Annotated in this window: 19 protein-coding genes and 1 riboswitch; of the genes, 6 read left to right on the top strand and 13 right to left on the bottom strand. The window is 45.2% G+C overall.

Annotated features, from left to right (window positions below):
• Positions 1–8 precede the first annotated feature (8 nt).
• Together VER99_RS17005 and VER99_RS17000 are read right to left on the bottom strand one after the other, a co-directional pair.
• On the bottom strand, positions 9–365 hold the full coding sequence (locus VER99_RS17005; protein WP_014233744.1) for a diacylglycerol kinase: 357 nt from the start codon (positions 363–365) through the stop codon (positions 9–11).
• A gap of 220 nt (positions 366–585) precedes the next feature.
• Positions 586–891 (bottom strand): isoamylase early set domain-containing protein, encoded by a 306-nt coding sequence (locus VER99_RS17000; protein WP_014233745.1) that lies wholly within the window; start codon positions 889–891, stop codon positions 586–588.
• A gap of 139 nt (positions 892–1030) precedes the next feature.
• Between VER99_RS17000 and VER99_RS16995 the strand changes: the two genes are divergently transcribed.
• Together VER99_RS16995 and VER99_RS16990 are read left to right on the top strand one after the other, a co-directional pair.
• Positions 1031–1459, top strand: a complete 429-nt coding sequence (locus tag VER99_RS16995; RefSeq protein ID WP_020334129.1) for a hypothetical protein — start codon at positions 1031–1033, stop codon at positions 1457–1459.
• Positions 1460–1533: 74 nt separating this feature from the next.
• The gene (locus VER99_RS16990; protein ID WP_020334130.1) at positions 1534–2133 is read left to right on the top strand and encodes a thiol:disulfide interchange protein DsbA/DsbL; all 600 of its coding nucleotides are present in this window, start codon (positions 1534–1536) and stop codon (positions 2131–2133) included.
• 57 nt (positions 2134–2190) lie between these two features.
• Here the strand turns inward: VER99_RS16990 and VER99_RS16985 are convergent, their stop codons facing one another.
• From VER99_RS16985 to VER99_RS16940, 10 genes are all read right to left on the bottom strand, one after another.
• Positions 2191–2637: a DUF3429 domain-containing protein gene (locus VER99_RS16985; protein ID WP_014233748.1), complete on the bottom strand. Its 447-nt coding sequence runs from the start codon at positions 2635–2637 to the stop codon at positions 2191–2193.
• Between the two features lie 10 nt (positions 2638–2647).
• On the bottom strand, positions 2648–3193 hold the full coding sequence (locus tag VER99_RS16980; RefSeq protein WP_020334131.1) for a glutathione peroxidase: 546 nt from the start codon (positions 3191–3193) through the stop codon (positions 2648–2650).
• Between the two features lie 112 nt (positions 3194–3305).
• A complete protein-coding gene (gene ribB / locus VER99_RS16975) occupies positions 3306–3962 on the bottom strand; it encodes a 3,4-dihydroxy-2-butanone-4-phosphate synthase (RefSeq protein WP_014233750.1) in 657 nt (218 codons plus the stop codon).
• Between the two features lie 114 nt (positions 3963–4076).
• A riboswitch (FMN riboswitch) is annotated at positions 4077–4217 on the bottom strand.
• 101 nt (positions 4218–4318) lie between these two features.
• Complete coding sequence (locus VER99_RS16970; RefSeq protein ID WP_020334133.1) at positions 4319–4936, bottom strand: lipase family protein; 618 nt, start codon at positions 4934–4936, stop codon at positions 4319–4321.
• 96 nt (positions 4937–5032) lie between these two features.
• Complete coding sequence (locus VER99_RS16965) at positions 5033–6895, bottom strand: MFS transporter (protein ID WP_020334134.1); 1863 nt, start codon at positions 6893–6895, stop codon at positions 5033–5035.
• Positions 6896–7043: 148 nt separating this feature from the next.
• Entirely contained in the window at positions 7044–7790 is a 747-nt protein-coding gene (locus VER99_RS16960) for a helix-turn-helix domain-containing protein (protein WP_020334135.1), read from the bottom strand.
• On the bottom strand, positions 7791–8429 hold the full coding sequence (locus tag VER99_RS16955; RefSeq protein WP_020334136.1) for an HD domain-containing protein: 639 nt from the start codon (positions 8427–8429) through the stop codon (positions 7791–7793).
• A gap of 442 nt (positions 8430–8871) precedes the next feature.
• Positions 8872–10218, bottom strand: a complete 1347-nt coding sequence (locus tag VER99_RS16950) for a magnesium transporter (protein WP_014233755.1) — start codon at positions 10216–10218, stop codon at positions 8872–8874.
• A 131-nt stretch (positions 10219–10349) separates the two neighbouring features.
• Positions 10350–11672 (bottom strand): ABC1 kinase family protein, encoded by a 1323-nt coding sequence (locus tag VER99_RS16945; protein ID WP_020334137.1) that lies wholly within the window; start codon positions 11670–11672, stop codon positions 10350–10352.
• A 164-nt stretch (positions 11673–11836) separates the two neighbouring features.
• Positions 11837–12508 carry a pyridoxamine 5'-phosphate oxidase family protein gene (locus VER99_RS16940; protein ID WP_020334138.1) on the bottom strand — a complete coding sequence of 224 codons (672 nt, stop codon included), beginning with the start codon at positions 12506–12508 and terminating at the stop codon, positions 11837–11839.
• Positions 12509–12618: 110 nt separating this feature from the next.
• Here VER99_RS16940 and pdxR point away from each other — a divergent pair, with 110 nt between their 5' ends.
• Positions 12619–14049 (top strand): MocR-like pyridoxine biosynthesis transcription factor PdxR, encoded by a 1431-nt coding sequence (gene pdxR, locus VER99_RS16935; protein ID WP_020334139.1) that lies wholly within the window; start codon positions 12619–12621, stop codon positions 14047–14049.
• A 4-nt stretch (positions 14050–14053) separates the two neighbouring features.
• On the opposite strand, the gene yjeH is transcribed toward pdxR, so the two are convergent.
• Complete coding sequence (gene yjeH, locus VER99_RS16930; RefSeq protein WP_014233759.1) at positions 14054–15316, bottom strand: L-methionine/branched-chain amino acid transporter; 1263 nt, start codon at positions 15314–15316, stop codon at positions 14054–14056.
• A 179-nt stretch (positions 15317–15495) separates the two neighbouring features.
• On the opposite strand from yjeH, the gene VER99_RS16925 reads away from it, so the two are divergent.
• The 3 genes from VER99_RS16925 (at position 15496) to VER99_RS16915 (ending at position 17616) form a co-directional block, all read left to right on the top strand.
• The gene (locus tag VER99_RS16925) at positions 15496–15951 is read left to right on the top strand and encodes an Lrp/AsnC family transcriptional regulator (protein ID WP_014233760.1); all 456 of its coding nucleotides are present in this window, start codon (positions 15496–15498) and stop codon (positions 15949–15951) included.
• A 41-nt stretch (positions 15952–15992) separates the two neighbouring features.
• Positions 15993–16907: a LysR family transcriptional regulator gene (locus VER99_RS16920; RefSeq protein ID WP_014233761.1), complete on the top strand. Its 915-nt coding sequence runs from the start codon at positions 15993–15995 to the stop codon at positions 16905–16907.
• A 94-nt stretch (positions 16908–17001) separates the two neighbouring features.
• Complete coding sequence (locus VER99_RS16915; protein ID WP_020334140.1) at positions 17002–17616, top strand: LysE family translocator; 615 nt, start codon at positions 17002–17004, stop codon at positions 17614–17616.
• The last annotated feature ends 27 nt before the right edge of the window (positions 17617–17643 follow it).

Here is a 17643-nt window from a genome sequence, read left to right as displayed (position 1 = left end):
ACAAAAAACTAAAGCAAAAATGACGCCCAGACAAACAGGACGAGTAGTAGTGCAACAAATACGGCCGCAGATCCAATGTCTTTAGCACGGCCACTTAGTACGTGCCATTCGTCGCTGACACGGTCAACAACCGCTTCTACGGCGGAATTAATTAATTCGACGATTAAGACCAAAAATAAACTGCCGATCATCAGCACTCGTTCTAAGGTTGTGACGGGCAAGAAGAATGCGCTTATCGAGAGAATGACGGAAAGGAGTAATTCTTGTCTAAACGCAGCTTCATTAATCCAAGCGGCTTTCAATCCTTGTAATGAATATCCGGTCGCGTCCATGACTCGGCGAATACCTGTTTTTCCTGGTTTCAAAATAGAGTTCCAATACTGCTTATTGATAAATGCATGCCTGGTTTCGACGTGCCCCAAGCTAGTGGCGAGATTAATAGGTCAGGCGTGAAACATTTGTGAATAGCAAGAACAGGATTGAGAAGGGCGAGTACGATCTATCGTGGAGAGAGCCAGTGACAATTGAGTTTCAAATAAAAAAGGCGCAACAAGTGCGCCTGAAAAATGATGATTGATGTTAACGTTAAGCGGTTTGCTCGCTGGTGCAAACGACGCTGTTGTCACTGCCAAAACCATTCGGAACGTAGGCATCGGCTTGTGGGTCGTTTTCCCATTCAGCTTCATTTAGCAGGTAGCGGAATTGAATGTTTTGTTCCTTTGGTAAGCGAGTCTTAAACTTAAACTGGCCGCTGGTTTTAACCAGTTTCATTGGTTCTGGCTGCCAGTTGTTAAAGTCTCCCGCAATTTTTACGGATTCACGCTGCTCTTTATCAAGTTCAAAGGTGACTTCAACTTCATCTTTGGTTTTAAAAAATCTTTTTTTAAGCATTAATTTTTTCCTTGTTTGTACAAAAACTACCCTAACTATTACTAAGGTTTCATACTGAATTCAAGTTTTATCAGCTACAAGACGGTAAAAAAGGAAAAATAATCAGTTGTATAAGTAATGGGTTAGTGTTGACGCTTGTATGAACAGAACGTTTCTGTATGATGAAAATTATCCTACTTTTGAAGATGTTGGTATGCGTACCTTTAACCGTACATTGATGATGACATTAACTTGCTTGGTAGCCATGCTGCTAACGAGCCTTGCGCCTAATGTACAAGCAGAGACCATACCAAGTCAGAATCACAGTAATCAGGTTCCATTGAAAGAGCTTCAGGCTCAGCTTGGGGTTAATACTGACTGTATTGAGTCCTCAGAGAATGAACGAGTGCTCACGTCAGGGAAAGACCAACACACCAGTTGCAGTTCTTCATGTATTGTGAAGGTGCCTGTAACCTTGCCGCACAATAGTCTGATGCGCTTTCCTCACCGGCTTGCGCTTATTGGTAAATCTCCTGCCGTAAAAGCGGTATCGGTGATCTACCAGCCGTATCGACCTCCCATTGTTTGATTTTCTTCTAATCTAAATACAACGACTAATTGATTTAAGTAAGACGGCAGACTGCTGTCTAAAGGAAACAAACAATGAAGAAATTACTTGCGCTATGCAGCACCCTTTTACTTGCGATTACGGTTCATGCAGCCCAGTTTGAAGAGGGAAAACACTACAAAGTGCTGGATGCAGAGAAGGCGGCGAAACCGACAGTGACAGAGTTTTTCTCTTTTTACTGCCCGCACTGTTATAAATTTGAAAGCTTGGTTGAGAACTTGAAACCAGCCTTACCTGAAGACGCGCGATTTGAGAAAATCCATGTTTCATTTATGGGTGGGAACATGGCAGTTCCTATGGCGAAGTCTTACGCAACGATGGTATCTCTAGGGGTCGAAGATAAGATGATTCCGGTGATGTTTGCTCAGATCCACCAAAAGCGTGCGGCACCTAAAGACGAAGCTGAACTAAAACAAGTCTTCACTGATTATGGTGTAGACGGTAAAAAGTTTGACGCAGCGTACAACAGCTTTGCTGTGAACTCGATGCAAAAGCGTTTCGACCAAGAGTTCAAAGCAAGCACGTTGACAGGAGTGCCGGGTGTGATTGTGAACAACAAGTACATTGTCATTCCCAACGAAATCAGTTCTTACGATGAGTATAACCAGCTAGTTAATTATCTGCTGACTCTTTAAGGATAAAAACTTAGGAAAAATGGCGACAATCATGTCGCCATTTATTTTGTGTCATCATCAAGCAAACAGCACGATGCCATGCATCAACAAGACCCCGCAGGTGAGTTTTCCACGCATTCCCTGATAACCTTTTGGGTCGATTTCCTGTTCTACCTTCCTAATCAATTTTTCAGAGAACCAAACGGCAATGTAGCCTGCGGCCAGGAGAAGAATGGCGGTGACGTAGTGAGTGTGTCCCTGCAGCAGGGCACCCCATGCGAGTAAAACAAACAGGTTACTCAGCACCAAAATATTGCGACTCAATCGGTGGTAGTAATGGTCGATTCCATTACCCCATAACACGCCCGACAAGAAGCTTAAGATAACCGCACTGTAGGCAATAAAGAATTGATGACCACTTAAATTAAATAAAGTGGTGTCAGTAATAATGAGCAGCAAACTAAGTAAGAATGGAATGAGTCCTAAATAGCCCAGCCGTAACATGGTAGAGCGTGTGGTGGTCATGATTGCAGTCCTACAGTTGTTGTTCAATCATATTAGTAAGCGTAGTACTTGTAGGAGATGTCGAACTTGGGAATGTCGCAATGACTTTGCCTTCTTTACTAATCAGAAACTTATAGAAGTTCCATCTTGGCGTGATACCGGCTTGTTGGCTGATTTCGCTGAATACTGGATTTGCATCGCTGCCCATCACTGAGCTTCTAGCCATCATCGGAAAGGTGACCCCATAATCGAGGTAGCAAATTTTTGCGGAATTCTCTTCGCTGCCTTTATCTTGGTTAAAGTCATTGCTTGGAAAGCCTATAACCGCGAAATTTTTATCTTTGTACGTTTGGTAAAGCGATTCTAACTGTTCGAACTGCGGCGTAAATCCGCATTGACTGGCGGTGTTGACGACGAGCAATGTCTTCCCTTTAAATTGCTCACACAAATCAATTTCATCAGTGGAGTTGAGTAACCTTTGTTTGCCCTTAAGAATATCCGGGCAGCTAGCAGCAAAGGCTGTAGAACTCAGACTGAGTAGCCCGAGTAAGACCAAGTTCTTTATTCTTCCTTTCATGCTCCGATATCCTTATTTGTTCACCTTAGTCAGTATAGTGTTACTCTGTAGATTAGATATCGATCAAAAAAGCCGCGCAATTGCACGGCTTTCAAATAAAATGGGGTGGGCGTTATGCCAGCTTCAAATCGAACTGATTACGGTATGCGACCATATCTTCAATGGTAAGAACCGGCATGTTATGAAGACGCCCAAATGCAACGAGCTCTGGTGTTTTCGCCATCGTGCCATCTGGATTGGTCACTTCGCACAATACGCCCGCAGGCTGTAACCCTGCCATTTGCATCAGATCAATCGTGCCTTCGGTATGTCCGCGGCGAGTCATCACGCCACCTGGGCGAGCGCGCAAAGGAAAGACGTGGCCAGGACGTGCAAGATCTTCAGGCTTCGCATGTGGATTTGCCGCTGTCTTGATAGTGGTAACACGGTCTGCCGCAGAGACACCTGTCGTTACGCCAACTTTCGCTTCAATCGAAACCGTAAATGCGGTTTGGTTTGCGCTGTTGTTGTTCACAACCATTGGTGGAAGTTCCAGCTTGTCTGCTTGAGTATCCGTCAGACAAAGACACACGATACCACTGCACTCACGGATCATCAGTGCCATTTGTTCGTTAGTCAGATGTTCCACTGAGTAGATGATGTCGCCTTCATTTTCACGGTCTTCATCATCAAGCAGAAGCACACCACGGCCTTCTTGTAGTGCGGTAAGTGCGTTTTCAACGCGAGTAATTGGGTCGCCGAATTCGGCAAGTAGCGATGACTGATTCATGGTTAACTCCTAAATATGACCAGAATCAGGGCGGTATGAGAGCTCGCTGTAAAATGCGATCAAAAAGAAATGCACCAGTTCCTCTCAACGAATCGAGCAAGCGTACTGGTGTATTCTTATTCTCTTTCATCCGGACTATAACCGTCGGCTCTGGCATCTCACCAGATCTGCTGACCTCGACGAATCGAGCGCTCGCGGGCTCACTCAAAAGAGTATACCGCCGGTGGGGAATTTCGCCCCGCCCTGAGAACAATTAAAATTTAGCCAAGTCTTTTTTAACTAAGACTGACCAAGGGATAGTACTGATTTAACGATATTTTGGGAAGCAGATTGCGCTTTTATTACATAAAAATGTGCTATCGACGAAAAAAGTCGGTGCGAATAAAGTGATCAATTTGCTCAGGGACGAAAGTGTTGTAGATCAGGCTAGTATGTGTTTGTTTTGCCTCAATATGATCTTGCATGCCTTCCAAGCGGGTTTCGTCCACCGTTACCGTGCCGTCTGACATGGTATTATCACCGCGAATAAGCAGAGGACGAGCCCCGATAGGGACCGTGCCAGCGATACTTCCAAGCTTTTGGGGAAAGTCCCAGACGTCGTCGTGTTTGTTTAAACCGTGATGAGGCGAGTTACCTAAAAGTGCGCCCAAGCCAAGGTCTTGGATACGTGAAACAATCGACGCTCCTTTTAAAGGCGAGCCAATGGCGATAACGTGAGAAATCAAACTGGTGGTTGGTTTTCTATTTGCCAAATAACGCTTAATCATCAAGCCACCCAAGCTGTGCCCAACCAGTACATTGGTCGTCAGTGGATTGAGTGCATGGTCAATAGTATTAAACAGTGTATCTTCATTAATCGATACCGTGTTGTAACTTAGCACTTGGGTTTCGTAACCCAATTTACGCAGTTTTTGGCTAAGAGGCTGCATCACCAGCCCGTGCATATAAAGACCATGTAGAATGATGATTTTCATAATATCTCCAATGACGACTCCGCATATTGACCGACTAGAGTTAGGACATCGGCAAGGTCAATCTGCTTTAGGTATCCTACTCTAAATTAGGTGTAACTACTTCTGATTTATCAGCAATTCCTGAACTTCTTGCTGTAACTTGTGGCGATCGAGCTGAACAGGGCCCAGTACTTGACCAATTTTGACTTCAATTTTGGACCAGAAACGTTTTGGTCTTTTAGTGAGTGCGTGTCCACCTTTATGGCTGAAAAATGACCCCCACAGTCCTTTCAACGCCATTGGTATCACAGGGACTGGTGAACGCTTGAGGATTTTTTCCACTCCAGGTCGAAACTCGCCGAGTTCACCATCTGAGGTCAAACGGCCTTCGGGGAAAATACAAACGACTTCTTCGTTATGTAATGCCTGCTCGATTTGCTCAAAGGCTTGCTTGTAGGTTTCGGTGCACTTGCGAGGAGAGCAAATTGGAATAACGCCCGCATGACGGAACACGTATTTAAGAACAGGCATTTCACTGATCGATTTATCCATCACAAAACGAACAGGGCGAGTAGAGGTCCCCATCAGAATCAGCGCATCTACATAACTGACATGATTGGCTACGATTAATGCCGCTCCTGTTTCTGGGATATGCTGACGCCCCTCTACAGAAACGCGGTACATACAGTGGCTAAGCAAATAGCTGATAAAGCGCTGCGTAAATTCAGGCACTTGGCGATAGACATAAATAGCGACGAAGAAATTACCAACCGCCATGATAGCGAAGAGCTCTACAACGGACAGGGATAACACGCTAAGTACGAATATGGACACTAATGCTGACCCGACCATGAATAAGGCATTCATGATGTTGTTTGCAGCGATTGAACGCGCGCACTCGCCTTGGTTAGAACGAGACTGGATGAACGAGTAGAGCGGAACGATAAATATCCCACCACTGACTCCGACGAAGAACAAATCCATCATCACTCGAACGTGTTTAGATTCTGAAATGAAACTTTCGACACTGTAATACTGCGCAGGTGATAGGCTGTGTGAGGGTACTGCCCACAATAAATCGAGTCCAAATAACGTTAGTCCCAGAATTCCAAATGGCAGAATTCCGAGCTCAACATGATCAAAAGAGAGCTTTTGACACAACCAAGATCCCGTGGCGATGCCAATAGAAAATAGCGCAAGTAACAAAGATACGACGGTACTATCGGCAAAGAGATGCTCGCGGGCGAAGTTTGGGAATTGTGTAAGATAGGTCGCACCCATAAACCAAAACCAACTTATTGCCAGAATCGACATCCAGATTCCACGCTGTTTTTGTGCGACGTTTAGCGTCTTTTTCAGGCCAGAAATTGGCTTGAACTTTACTTTCTGATTGGAGTGGCTTGGCAACGCAGGAATATTCACGCTACTGATGAAACCCATTATCGAAAGGAACAAAACAAGGCACGAGGCGATAAGTGTGCCGTTTGGCATCGCGAGTAAAAGTCCGGCGGTTAACGTACCAACCAGAATGGATAAAAAGGTCCCCATTTCAACCCAGGCATTACCTTTGACAAGTTCACTGGCTTTTAAGGCTTGAGGCAGTAAAGCGTATTTCACTGGACCGAAGTAGGCGGATTGTGTTCCGGTTAAAAATAACAACACTAACATTAACAGGGCATTTTCAGTCATGATGGCAGTGGCGGCACAGGCCATGATCAGCACTTCGATAAGCTTCAGACGGCGTATCAACTTGGCTTTGTCCATACTATCCGCGACTGCACCAGCATGCGCTGAAAATAAAAAGAAGGGCAGGATAAACAGACCCGCAGCAAGATTGACAAACAGGTTGACGGAAACGGGTAATGAATCAATCAGACTGTAGGTGACCATTAATAAAAGAACATTTTTATAAACGTTGTCATTCAATGCCCCAAGACACTGCGTGACGAAAAATGGGAAAAAGCGTTTAGACAAAAACATGCTGGCTCCATATGCACATCATCAAACTAGATGGATGCACTTTATGTCTTCCCGATAGATAAGCCAGTTGTTTAGATGTAGTAACGTAATGTGTTACCTATAGTGGCTATTTATGTAACTTTACTCACTAAGGTTACCATTTTTATTACTATTGATTCGGAGTGCGTTCCCAGGGTTTAAACAAAGGAAACGTCCAGCGACGCATCGCGATAACCAGAGAGGTACCGTGTTTTTCATCCATCTCTAATGAATTGTCACTCTGACAAGCCTGATAAAATTCATCGATCACTTTTTGTAGCTTCTGCTGAAGCTTCTTGTTGGTCGGTATACTCATCAACCCAGTGGCCATTGCCAGCTTTTCACCTTCTGCAGAAAAGTAACTTTGGAAGAAGGCTTCCTGAACTTGCTGTTGAAAGAAGCGCTGGATTGGGCCACCAATCTGCCAGTTAAACGTCGGGGAGATACGTAAACGGATTTTGTTGCCAGGGAGTAAGTCGATGATCTTAAGCCGATCGAGCTGGGCTAACTTTTGTATTAGCTCTGGTTCATTAAACGTATATTGTTCAATAATTTGCTCAAATTGATAGCCATTCACAACACATATAGCGACCAGCAGTAATGCTTTGTCTTCAACGAGTTGTTTTTCTTGATCCAGAGTGAGTGATTCCAGCCCTTTATTGTGTGAAGCGGCGAGCTTAAACAGCTCGGCCATGTCTAACCCAATCAGTTGGCAGATGCGCTCAAGCCGCTCGAGACTAATGTGATGCCCTTCAGCAAGCAGCCTTTTTACGCTTCCTTCGCTTAACTCTAAATGCTGTGCAACGTCTGCGTAGTGCAAACCAGAGAGTCTCAGCTGACGTTTAAGCTCCTTAATCAGGGCATAACTTTCTGACATTTACTCTGCGACCTCTTCGCGTAATTGACCTAGATAGCTTTGCATAAATGCTTTGCGTCTTTGTGCCTCCTCTTTAGCGGAGGTGGTGTTCATGGTATCGACGATTCTAAATAGCTTGGTTTGAAAATGATCCAGAGTAAATTGTTGATCATCCAGTTCGCGTTCTTCCGCAAACATATCTTGATGATCATACAGTTTGGCCTCGAACTGAGTACTGACCTGAATGCAGCGTGTTACGCCAATTGCACCCAGAGCATCCAGACGATCAGCATCCTGCACAATCTTGGCTTCTAATGTGTTGGGACGAATATTAGCGCTGAAACTGTGTGCTTCTATCGCGTGGGCGATATCGTCGTGGAAATGACGTGGGTAGTCGATACTTTCCAAAAATGCGATGGCCTTTTTAGCTGCAATCGCGGAGCTTTGCTTACGGTTAGGGTGATCTTTTGGGTAAGTAAAGCAGTCATGCAAATAGGCAGCGGGCAATACGACTTCCAATTGAGCTCCCTCTTGCTCAGCGAGCTTTTTAGCTGTTTTGGCGACACGCTTTACGTGGCTGAGATCGTGAGCGGCATCAATTTGCATTTCTTGCTGCATGAATTCTAGAAATAGGGGTTCTACTTGGCTTAATGACGTCATGGGTAATACTTCATACTTGGGGGTGAGGAAAGTATGCCCAACCCAATAACGAATTTCCAAGCGCGATGAATTTAATGAGACTTATGACCAAATAACGAAAATGTCATTTTGTCCGTTTTGTCCCTGTATGAAACGGTGAAACCAGAGGGTAATTGGATTTAGCGAAGATAGATAAAAAAAGAGCCAACCGCAAACAGTGCGATTGGCTTATATATATGAACAAAGTTGAGTTCACTAACAACGTCAGTTGGCTAGGTGACCCTCGGCTTAAGAAGGGTCGCTTTAAACAATGCATCTAGCGTGCCAACTTTTAAATCCACTAAAAAGCGTGGTTTCTGTGAGTGACGTTGCCTAAACTCCGATAATATTCGCAATTTGCAACTGCGATATGCAATTTTTCATTATTATGCTAATGATTGATTAATAAATTAGTACTAATTTCCTACAACAAAACCAGGCTAGCGGTGCCTAAAAAGGCAAAAAAGCCAACAACGTCAGTTACGGTAGTCAAAATCACCGACCCCGCAAGTGCTGGGTCTAATTCTAACTTGTCCAAGATTATTGGAATCAACACACCGAACACAGCTGCGGTGATGATATTGACGACGATAGCCAGAGCAATGGTTCCGCCAAGAATCGCGGATTGGAACCATAATCCTGCCAAACCACCAATGATCACTGCCCACGCTATGCCGTTTAGAGAGCCAATACCCAACTCGTTTTTAAGTAGCTTGAAACGGTTTCCGGGCGTGATCTGATTCAGTGCCATCGCGCGAACCATTAGCGTAAGTGTCTGGCTACCCGCAATACCACCCATTGATGCGACAATCGGCATTAATACCGCCAGCGCCACTACTTGGGCGATCACGTCTTCAAATAGCCCAATCGTGACGGAGGCTAATATGGCAGTCATTAAGTTAATCCCTAACCACACACCACGTTTCTGGGAGCTTTTAATCACCGGAGCAAATAAGTCGTCGCCTTCATCCATACCGGTACCCGCCATCAAGCGGGCTTCGTAGATTTCACGTTGAGTACTCAGGGCAAATTGCCAGTCCACTTCGCCGATCAATGTTTGGTCGGCATCGGTTACTGGTAAAGCGGAAAGGGTACTATGCTCCAGCGCCTCTACCGCTTCAGGTAGCGACATTTTACTGTCGAGGACCGTCACTGCTTCTATCGAAAGGCTTTTCAAGCGTACATCGGAGTCACTACGCAAAATTTCGAAATAGTTAACCGTGCCACGAAACTGTTTATTACGGTTAATCAAATAGACCTGCTGCGGCATGTCGTAGCTGTAACGATCCATCAATTGCTTGGCAGTACCAACCGTAATGTTAAAAGGTAAGGTAACGATTTTTCGATCTGCCCAACGGCCAATCTCTTCATCTTCATAAGCATTGGCTTGATCGTAAAGCTCTAACTCGTCTTTCTCGATTAATGCCAGTGCTTCATTAATGATTTCTTCTGGCAGTGAGTCTGCCCACTCGATCAGAGAAAGGTTGTCTAGCTTGGCGAGCGTCAGTTTTAGTTCGACTTCGGATAGTGCATTGATGATCGAAAAGCGCACGTCAGCACGCATTTCAGTCAGCACATCAATATGTAGTTCTAGCGGTAGCGCTCTCCATAACCGAACACGATCATTGATGGTGAAAGCTTCCAGAATCAGGGCGATGGAACCGGGGTCTAAACCCTCTTCGATTGACGCATTGAGTGTTGCGACTTGATCCGCTTCTTCAGCTTGCCCAATTTGTTGTATGAGAATGGAGAGATCTTGAAACTTGCTCACCGAGCACCCCGATAGTTTGTTCGTTTAAAGAATAGAGATAGTGTTCGAACCTTCACTAATAACAATAGCGAAGAATGGCGTTAAACGTTCGACAAAACTAAAGTACGCGAAAGTAACAGAAAAACAATAGGCTACTCGACTTTGATATTGAGATAAGGCTGTACTAATTTGCGAATGTTCACTTTGGCACCAATTCGTGCCGCCAGCAGATACATCCCCGCTATTTTTCGGTGAAGGAAAATGGCATCCGCTGGTGGCGTGTGCCAGTAATCCTGCTCCATGCTGAGGATCTTACCTGCGTCACGTAACCTCTGAGCAAGGCCGCTGGCTTTAAAGTCATAGTCTTGATCAACTAACATGGGTTCACATGCCATCTTGACCAGTTCCCAAATTGCTTTTCTCTGTTCTGGCAGGATGTCTTGACTGAAAAAACCAATCTTCTCCAGAGCTTCGTTCAGGCTTTGTTCGTCATGGTTAATAACCGCGGAGAACGCCTGACGATATCCAGAACTGAATTTTTCACTGTATTCACGAGTGGCACCAAAATCTAACAGACCGATTTGCTTGGTTTCTTCAAGATATAAATAGTTGGCAAAGTTTGGGTCGGTCTGAACCATTTTGAAGTCGAATAGCTCGCGGAAAAGCAGTTCGAGCAGGTTGTGCATGACGGCATCACGGGTACTTTGGTCAGCGTTTACGATGGTATCCACTGGGACCCCTTCGATATATTCCATCGCTAATACTGATTGTGAAGAGCTTTCTGGGTGAATTTTTGGCACAACAAAGTGCGGGTGTGCTTTTAGTGCCTCGTAATAACGTATGGCGAACTGTGCTTCACGTAAATAATTGGCTTCATCGTGAAGCTGTTTTTTCGCTTCTTCTAACAGCCCTTTATAGTCTACAGATTCTGGTATCAGACCCACGACTTTAAGCAGTGTGCCAACGTTGTCGACGTCACTGTTGATGCTTTTGCGAATACCAGGGTATTGGACTTTCACCGCAAGCTTGTCGCCCGCATCACTGTATGCCTGATGTACTTGTCCTATGGAAGCGCTGGCGATCGGCTTGAAGTTGAAAGCAAGAAACTCTGATTTCCAATTCGGACCAAGTGCGTTTTCCATGACGCCGTTTAACTGCTTGGCTGGCATTGGATCGGCATTAGAGCGCAACCTTGAGAGAATATCGGCTAACTCGGGTTCGAGGATATCACCCGCATCCATCGACAACATTTGTCCGAGTTTCATCGCGGCACCGCGTAAATGAGCAAGCTGATCGGTCAGTCTGGTGATGTTTTGAGGCGTCAACAGGAGGTCTTTCGCTTTAGGTTTGTTGCCCTTGGCGAGTTGTTTAGTACCTTCAGCAAGCACATTTCCGGCGACTCTTGTAGCAAGAGAAGCAAATTTACCGAATCTGGAAATGCGATGCGTAGGTAAGTTTTTTTCCTTGTCTGACATTGAGAGCCTCCCGTTTTCTACATCCCAACCACTAAAGAATAGCGCTTTCAGTTTTAACCTTTTGTTATACGGGAAAACAGTGTTATTGGATACATTTGAAAACAAAACCGCTGGTGGTGCCAGCGGTTGAGGGGATCTGTTTAGATAAGCAATATGCTTATTGCTTAGTTTTCAGTTTCAGAACTATGCCAACGATTTGAATACGCACTGCTGTAATCCGGCGTAGCAATTTCATCGTACAGATCTGGGCTGGTTTCCAGAGGGCCAACGACAGTTCGGTAAGGCAGTACGCCGGCCCAGACCGGAATATCCATATCCTCAGCATCATCATTCACCCCAAAATTACTTATCTTCACAGACGCTTCTTTAAGCGAGATACGCAGCAGCATGGTTGCGCTCAGCTCTTTTTCACTGCTCAGCCTGATCTGTTCGGTTCTACCTGGTGCGATTTGCTCAATGAAATGGTTCAACAAATCATTTTTTTCTTGGTTATCTGGCACGATTTCAAATTGGCCAAATACAACGGCACTGCGGTAGTGCGCACTATGGTGAAACGCAGAGCGAGCCAGTACCCATCCATCGAACAGTGTAAAAGTGAGACAGGTTTGATCGCCTTGTTTGAGTGTACGCAGCAGCCTGCTGTTGTTCGCGCCATGAATATAGACAAACTCTCCCACACGCCAGGCCAGCATCGGAATCACCACCGGCCCTGACTCATTGGTGATCGCGATATGGGCAATCAAACTTTCATCGATAATCGCATGCAGTTTTTCAACTTCGGAGACCGCCTTATGTGCGCCTTTCTTTATTTGTGTTCTTTTCGTACTTGATAACATTACTGCTCTCCTTGGCGTCATCCCATAGTTGGGACCTCAATCTTTTTTTATCAGTGTCGAGTTGCAATGTACCGTCTAACTGGTAGTTTAAAGAGAGCCAGTTTTAAACAATGGATGGATCCGGTTTGTCTTTGATTGATGTGGGTGATTTATGTGTAAGTTCAGCCAATGGAACGCTGCAGCAATCGGTGTTTTTTGCGATTCGGGAAAAGATCGTCAAAGGTCTTTGGCCTAAAAATGGAAAGTTGCCTTCCACACGTAAACTATCTCAAGAACTCAGTCTGAGCAGAAATACGGTTATATCGGCATACGAGCAATTAGTTGCGGAAGGGTATCTGATTAGCCAGCAGGGCTCAGGATTTTATGTCGCAGTAGAATTACCCGAACAGTATTTGCCGGAAAAGGTGTCGGTTAAGTCCGCCAAAGCTCCTTTAATAAAATATGACATTAACGCGCCATTTGCCCCTGGAGTTCCGGACTTGGCCGCGTTTCCTAGCGCCCGATGGCAGAAGTATCTGAATCGTCATCTGACGCGGACGTCTTTGCTTGGTAATCAATATATCCAAGGAAGCTGGTCACTTCGTTGTGCTTTATCGGCTTATTTAGCTTCAAGCCGTTCGGTTAATTGTACCCCTGAACGAATCATCATTACTTCTGGAGCTCAGCAAGCGCTGAGTATTGCAACAATGGCAACTCTGAATCGAGGCGACAAGGTATTGATGGAGCAACCTGGCTACGCTCAAATGCGCAAGTTAATTCAGTTTCAGCAGTATCAATTCGAACCACTGTTGGTGAAGGAAAAGTATGGATTCGATATTGATGTGGTAACGAGCAGTGATGCGGATGCTCTCTACATCACACCAAGTAATCAGTACCCAATGGGCACCACTTTGAATACCGAACAGAGAGGGAAGATCATCGATTGGGCTGTTCAGAATTCATCCTGGATTTTAGAAGACGACTACGACAGTGAATTTCAGTTCGCCCATCGTCCGTATACCAGTCTACAAGGGTTAGCCGCACAAATGGGTAGGGATGATCGCGTTCTCTACGTTGGCTCTTTCAGCAAAGTTATGTTTAACGGTTTAAGGCTCGGATATCTTGTGGTTCCAGAAGCGCTGGTAGATAAATGTTTGATGGTGAAAGATGCGTTAAGTGGCGATTCTCCCAGCCACGTCCAAGAGGCAATGGCTGATTTTATTGCTGAAGGGAGTTTGCTGCGCCATATCCGTAAAATGCGACGGGTTTACAAAGCGAAACATGAGCAGATGTGCCTCTCAATCCAAGCACATTTTGGAAGCAAAGTAAGCGTCATAAGTCAGGCTGCCGGACTGCATATAACATTAAAATGGCGAACGGGCATTGATGAACTGACATGGACGAAACGCGCCGAAAATGACGGCATCGTATTACGTCCATTAAGTTATTACGAGCACCCAAGCTACCAAGATCGTGATTGGAATGGCGTGGTGCTCGGTTATGGCAACGTGGCTTTAAAAGAAATTGATCCGCTTGTACAACGTTTGTCTGAGCTGTTTTAAGGGGTTATTCAATCACTTTTGATTCGCGTTTTGATCTTAATTGCTTCCATGGCAATGACAGCAGGACAAAAATCGTTAGCGCATACAGCATGGACCAACCTAAGCAGATAAAGACGCCAGTGCAAAGAATCAGAGAAATTCCAGCCAGAGCTTTGCCAACGCCTTGCAGCAGCTTGTATGCCGCGAGCATGGCAAGCAGATAAACCAGCACAAAAATGCTGTTCGCGAGTTTAAGGAAAAACTCTAAATCAAGTTGAGATAGTGTACCTGCCACACAGGACACAAACAGGATGAAGCCAACCAGCAATGTTGCAGAGGAAGGAACGCCCCGATGCGAGACTTTCGCCAGTTTGCTGTCTGGACGATATTCACGAGCTTGACTCCAGACCATTCGGGACAAGCTTTGAGTGTATAAATTGACACTGGCAAAACAAGCAGAAAAGCCGATCACGCTGATGATCCATTTGGCACTGTCTCCCAGTAGCTGCGCACTTAGCCAAGGTATGGAGGCGTTATCAAACTGAGGGGTGCCATAAGCGCCAAACTTTAATATCACAACCGAACATGCCCAATAGGTTGCGCCAGCAACGAAACATCCGACAATAATCGCGATAGGAAAGTCGCGTTGTGGGTTCTTAAACTCTTCACCCATGTGTGCAAATGCTTCTATGCCGACAAAACACCAAAACATCACAGCAAGCGCTGAAGTAATAGGCCAAATCGAGTCGGTTGTGACGGCAGGCATGGTTAGATCAACACTGCTGATTTCTCCTTTCCATAGAAATGCACCAACCAGCGCAAATACACTCAGTGCGATCACTGTTTGCAAACGCCCTGATGACTTTGTTCCTAGCAAGTTAACCAATATCAGCAGCGCGATGGTGAGTACTTGAGCGAATAAGTCATTGTTTAGTGGCTCAGGCAGAAGTTGTTTGAGAAAACCCGCGGCAAGTGCGATAGCTGCTGGGATCCCCACCGGGATCACACTGACAAACAGCCAGGCAACACTACTTTCTAATTTTGCATTAAAGGCCTTTCGGACAAAGAAAGCGGTGCCGCCAGCGTTGGGATATCGCTTACCTAATTGAGCAAACGTCAGAGCAATCGGGCAAATTGCCGCGAACAGTAATATCCATGCCCAGAGTGAAAAATGCCCTGCAATACCTGCCGCAATCGCCGGTATCATAAATAGACCTGTGCCCATCAATGTGGTGGAAAGTTGGGCGATGCCGGATATAAGTGAGATGTCTTTTTTGAGCTGTTCCATGCTGGTCTCTGACGGTGTCGAACTAAGGGAAGTCTAAGAATAAATGAGTTCTCAAATACAAAATGCGTTACTGCACCGCCAATATGACGGTTGTTTCAAATAATTCCAACAAAATGTTGGTTTCTTATGCATTTAAAATCGTTATAAAATGAAGAAAATAAGGAAGAAGCGGTAAGTTTATGGACAAGTTTGATCACAAGATCATAGATATCCTCCGGCACAATGCTCGGCTGTCAGTCACTGAAATCGCAGAAAAAGTGAACCTCTCTCGCTCGGCGGTGACGGCTCGAATTCGTAAGCTCGAAAATGACAAAGTTATCTTGGGTTATCATGCAGAAATCGCCTCTAATGAAGGGGATTCAATCTGCGCCTATTTTGCTCTGAAGTTCGATACTTCCACCTCAACGTACTACTGCGAATCTTACGCAAATGAGTTATATAAAATTGATGGGGTGAAATGGTGTCATGCTATTAGCGGAGAAACCGATATGATGGTCTTTGTCGAGGTTCCCAACATGAACCGACTGAATGAGGTCAGAGACCAAATTCAACGCTTTCCTGAGCTTCGCCATCTCATGACTCATACTGTATTAACCGAGTTTTTTAATACCACTGGGAATAAGTTCGTTAAGTGATCGGCAAAGCCAGGCGTAAGTACCATTCAATCGGATAAACAATGCTAAACCACATCAATTTAAACTTGCTGAGATCCTTGCATGTTTTGCTCGAAGAGTGTCATGTAAGCCGCACTGCGCAGCGACTGAACATCACGCAGTCTGCGGTGAGTCGTCAGCTGGCTCAACTCCGCGAGCTGTGTGGTGATCCACTTCTTATTCGCCAGGGTAATCAGCTGATTCCAACACCAAGAGCGATAGCGCTAAAAGAAAAACTGGATGCGTTACTTGCGGAATTTGACCATCTTTTGGATGACAAGCCATTTGAACCTAAAGACTGGCAGGGAGAACTCGTGATTGCGTCAAGTGATTACGTTGCCCAATATGTTCTACCGGATATAGCGTCGCACCTCAGTGAGTTCGCGCCACAACTTGATATGGCTTATCGGCTTTGGCAGCCAGACTTTCTGGACAAACTGCATGAGCTCGGCATTCACATCGCTTCTTCTATGTACCCCTCCAAACCAGAAGGCGTATCGAGCATCAATATCGGCTCGGATAATTCGGTTTGTCTGATGAAAGATTCTCATCCGCTGGCTAAGTGTAAAAGTATCAGCGCGAAGCAACTCGTCAGCTATTCGCACATTAAGGTGACGGGAGGTGGTGACAAGGACTCCAGTGCTGATCTAGCGTTAAAAGAGATGGGTCTGGAGCGTCATATCGCATTTAAAGTGCCTTTCTTCTCTGCAGCCGTAAACAGACTGGTAACGAGTGACAACCTTATGGTCGTGCCGGAACATATTGCGCTGAACCTTGCCAAGCATTGGCGTTTAGTCAATAAGCCACTGCCTTTTGCAACCCAGACACATGAATATTGGTTGATGTGGCATCCAAAATACGACACCGATCCTGCCCATCGTTGGGTTAGAGAACAAATTCGGACAGTGATGAAGCTATCGGAATACTCTATTCATTAAGTTATGATTTCAAGTCATGACCTTTATGAAAAACTTTGATTTCTATTTATATCCCTTCACTTGATAGATTGATACCAAATGAGGAGAGGATTTTATGACACTAACAGTTTGGCTATCACTTTTTACCGTATGTTTGTTGGGCGCTATGTCTCCAGGGCCTAGTTTGGCGATTGTCGCTAAACACGCTTTGGCTGGTGGCCGTCTTAATGGGTTGGCGACAGCGTGGGCACACGCATTTGGTATCGGGATATATGCATTTATTACTCTGATCGGTTTGGCTGTGGTTTTACAGCAAAGCCCGCTACTGTTTAAAGCGATCAGCTTGGCGGGGGCAGCGTACTTGGCCTATTTGGGGTTTAATGCTCTGCGTTCGAAAGGCGGTGTAGCGGCTAAGCTTGAATCTGGGCAGGAAACCACCGTTGCACAGTCGGCAAGAGAAGGCTTTTTTATCTCTATTCTCAGTCCTAAAATTGCACTGTTCTTTATCGCTTTATTTAGCCAGTTCGTTGCTCTGGGTAATGATCTGAGTAATCAAATGATCATTGTTGCTACGCCGTTTATCGTTGACGGTTTGTGGTACACGTTCATTACTATCGTACTCTCCAGCTCGCGAGTGGTTGATCGTATTCGCTCAAAAGCGGTGTTGATCGATCGCTTGTCTGGCGTCGTGCTTATGTTGTTGGCTCTGCGCGTGGTTGTAACGATATAAATTTGATTTCCAGAACATAAAAAAGCA

It is taken from the genome of Vibrio natriegens NBRC 15636 = ATCC 14048 = DSM 759, assembly GCF_035621455.1.
Lineage (GTDB): Bacteria > Pseudomonadota > Gammaproteobacteria > Enterobacterales > Vibrionaceae > Vibrio > Vibrio natriegens.
Note: the sequence above shows the minus strand (reverse complement) of the source record. Positions and strands in the feature narration are given on the sequence as shown.

What these genes read in the sequence shown, in the direction of transcription:
- VER99_RS17000 (WP_014233745.1), bottom strand. Translation starts at nt 891, where the DNA reads ATGCTTAAAAAAAGATTTTTTAAAACCAAAGATGAAGTTGAAGTCACC.
- VER99_RS16995 (WP_020334129.1), top strand. Translation starts at nt 1,031, where the DNA reads ATGAACAGAACGTTTCTGTATGATGAAAATTATCCTACTTTTGAAGAT.
- VER99_RS16990 (WP_020334130.1), top strand. Translation starts at nt 1,534, where the DNA reads ATGAAGAAATTACTTGCGCTATGCAGCACCCTTTTACTTGCGATTACG.
- VER99_RS16985 (WP_014233748.1), bottom strand. Translation starts at nt 2,637, where the DNA reads ATGACCACCACACGCTCTACCATGTTACGGCTGGGCTATTTAGGACTC.
- VER99_RS16980 (WP_020334131.1), bottom strand. Translation starts at nt 3,193, where the DNA reads ATGAAAGGAAGAATAAAGAACTTGGTCTTACTCGGGCTACTCAGTCTG.
- ribB (WP_014233750.1), bottom strand. Translation starts at nt 3,962, where the DNA reads ATGAATCAGTCATCGCTACTTGCCGAATTCGGCGACCCAATTACTCGC.
- VER99_RS16970 (WP_020334133.1), bottom strand. Translation starts at nt 4,936, where the DNA reads ATGAAAATCATCATTCTACATGGTCTTTATATGCACGGGCTGGTGATG.
- VER99_RS16965 (WP_020334134.1), bottom strand. Translation starts at nt 6,895, where the DNA reads ATGTTTTTGTCTAAACGCTTTTTCCCATTTTTCGTCACGCAGTGTCTT.
- VER99_RS16960 (WP_020334135.1), bottom strand. Translation starts at nt 7,790, where the DNA reads ATGTCAGAAAGTTATGCCCTGATTAAGGAGCTTAAACGTCAGCTGAGA.
- VER99_RS16955 (WP_020334136.1), bottom strand. Translation starts at nt 8,429, where the DNA reads ATGACGTCATTAAGCCAAGTAGAACCCCTATTTCTAGAATTCATGCAG.
- VER99_RS16945 (WP_020334137.1), bottom strand. Translation starts at nt 11,672, where the DNA reads ATGTCAGACAAGGAAAAAAACTTACCTACGCATCGCATTTCCAGATTC.
- VER99_RS16940 (WP_020334138.1), bottom strand. Translation starts at nt 12,508, where the DNA reads ATGTTATCAAGTACGAAAAGAACACAAATAAAGAAAGGCGCACATAAG.
- pdxR (WP_020334139.1), top strand. Translation starts at nt 12,619, where the DNA reads ATGGATGGATCCGGTTTGTCTTTGATTGATGTGGGTGATTTATGTGTA.
- yjeH (WP_014233759.1), bottom strand. Translation starts at nt 15,316, where the DNA reads ATGGAACAGCTCAAAAAAGACATCTCACTTATATCCGGCATCGCCCAA.
- VER99_RS16925 (WP_014233760.1), top strand. Translation starts at nt 15,496, where the DNA reads ATGGACAAGTTTGATCACAAGATCATAGATATCCTCCGGCACAATGCT.
- VER99_RS16920 (WP_014233761.1), top strand. Translation starts at nt 15,993, where the DNA reads ATGCTAAACCACATCAATTTAAACTTGCTGAGATCCTTGCATGTTTTG.
- VER99_RS16915 (WP_020334140.1), top strand. Translation starts at nt 17,002, where the DNA reads ATGACACTAACAGTTTGGCTATCACTTTTTACCGTATGTTTGTTGGGC.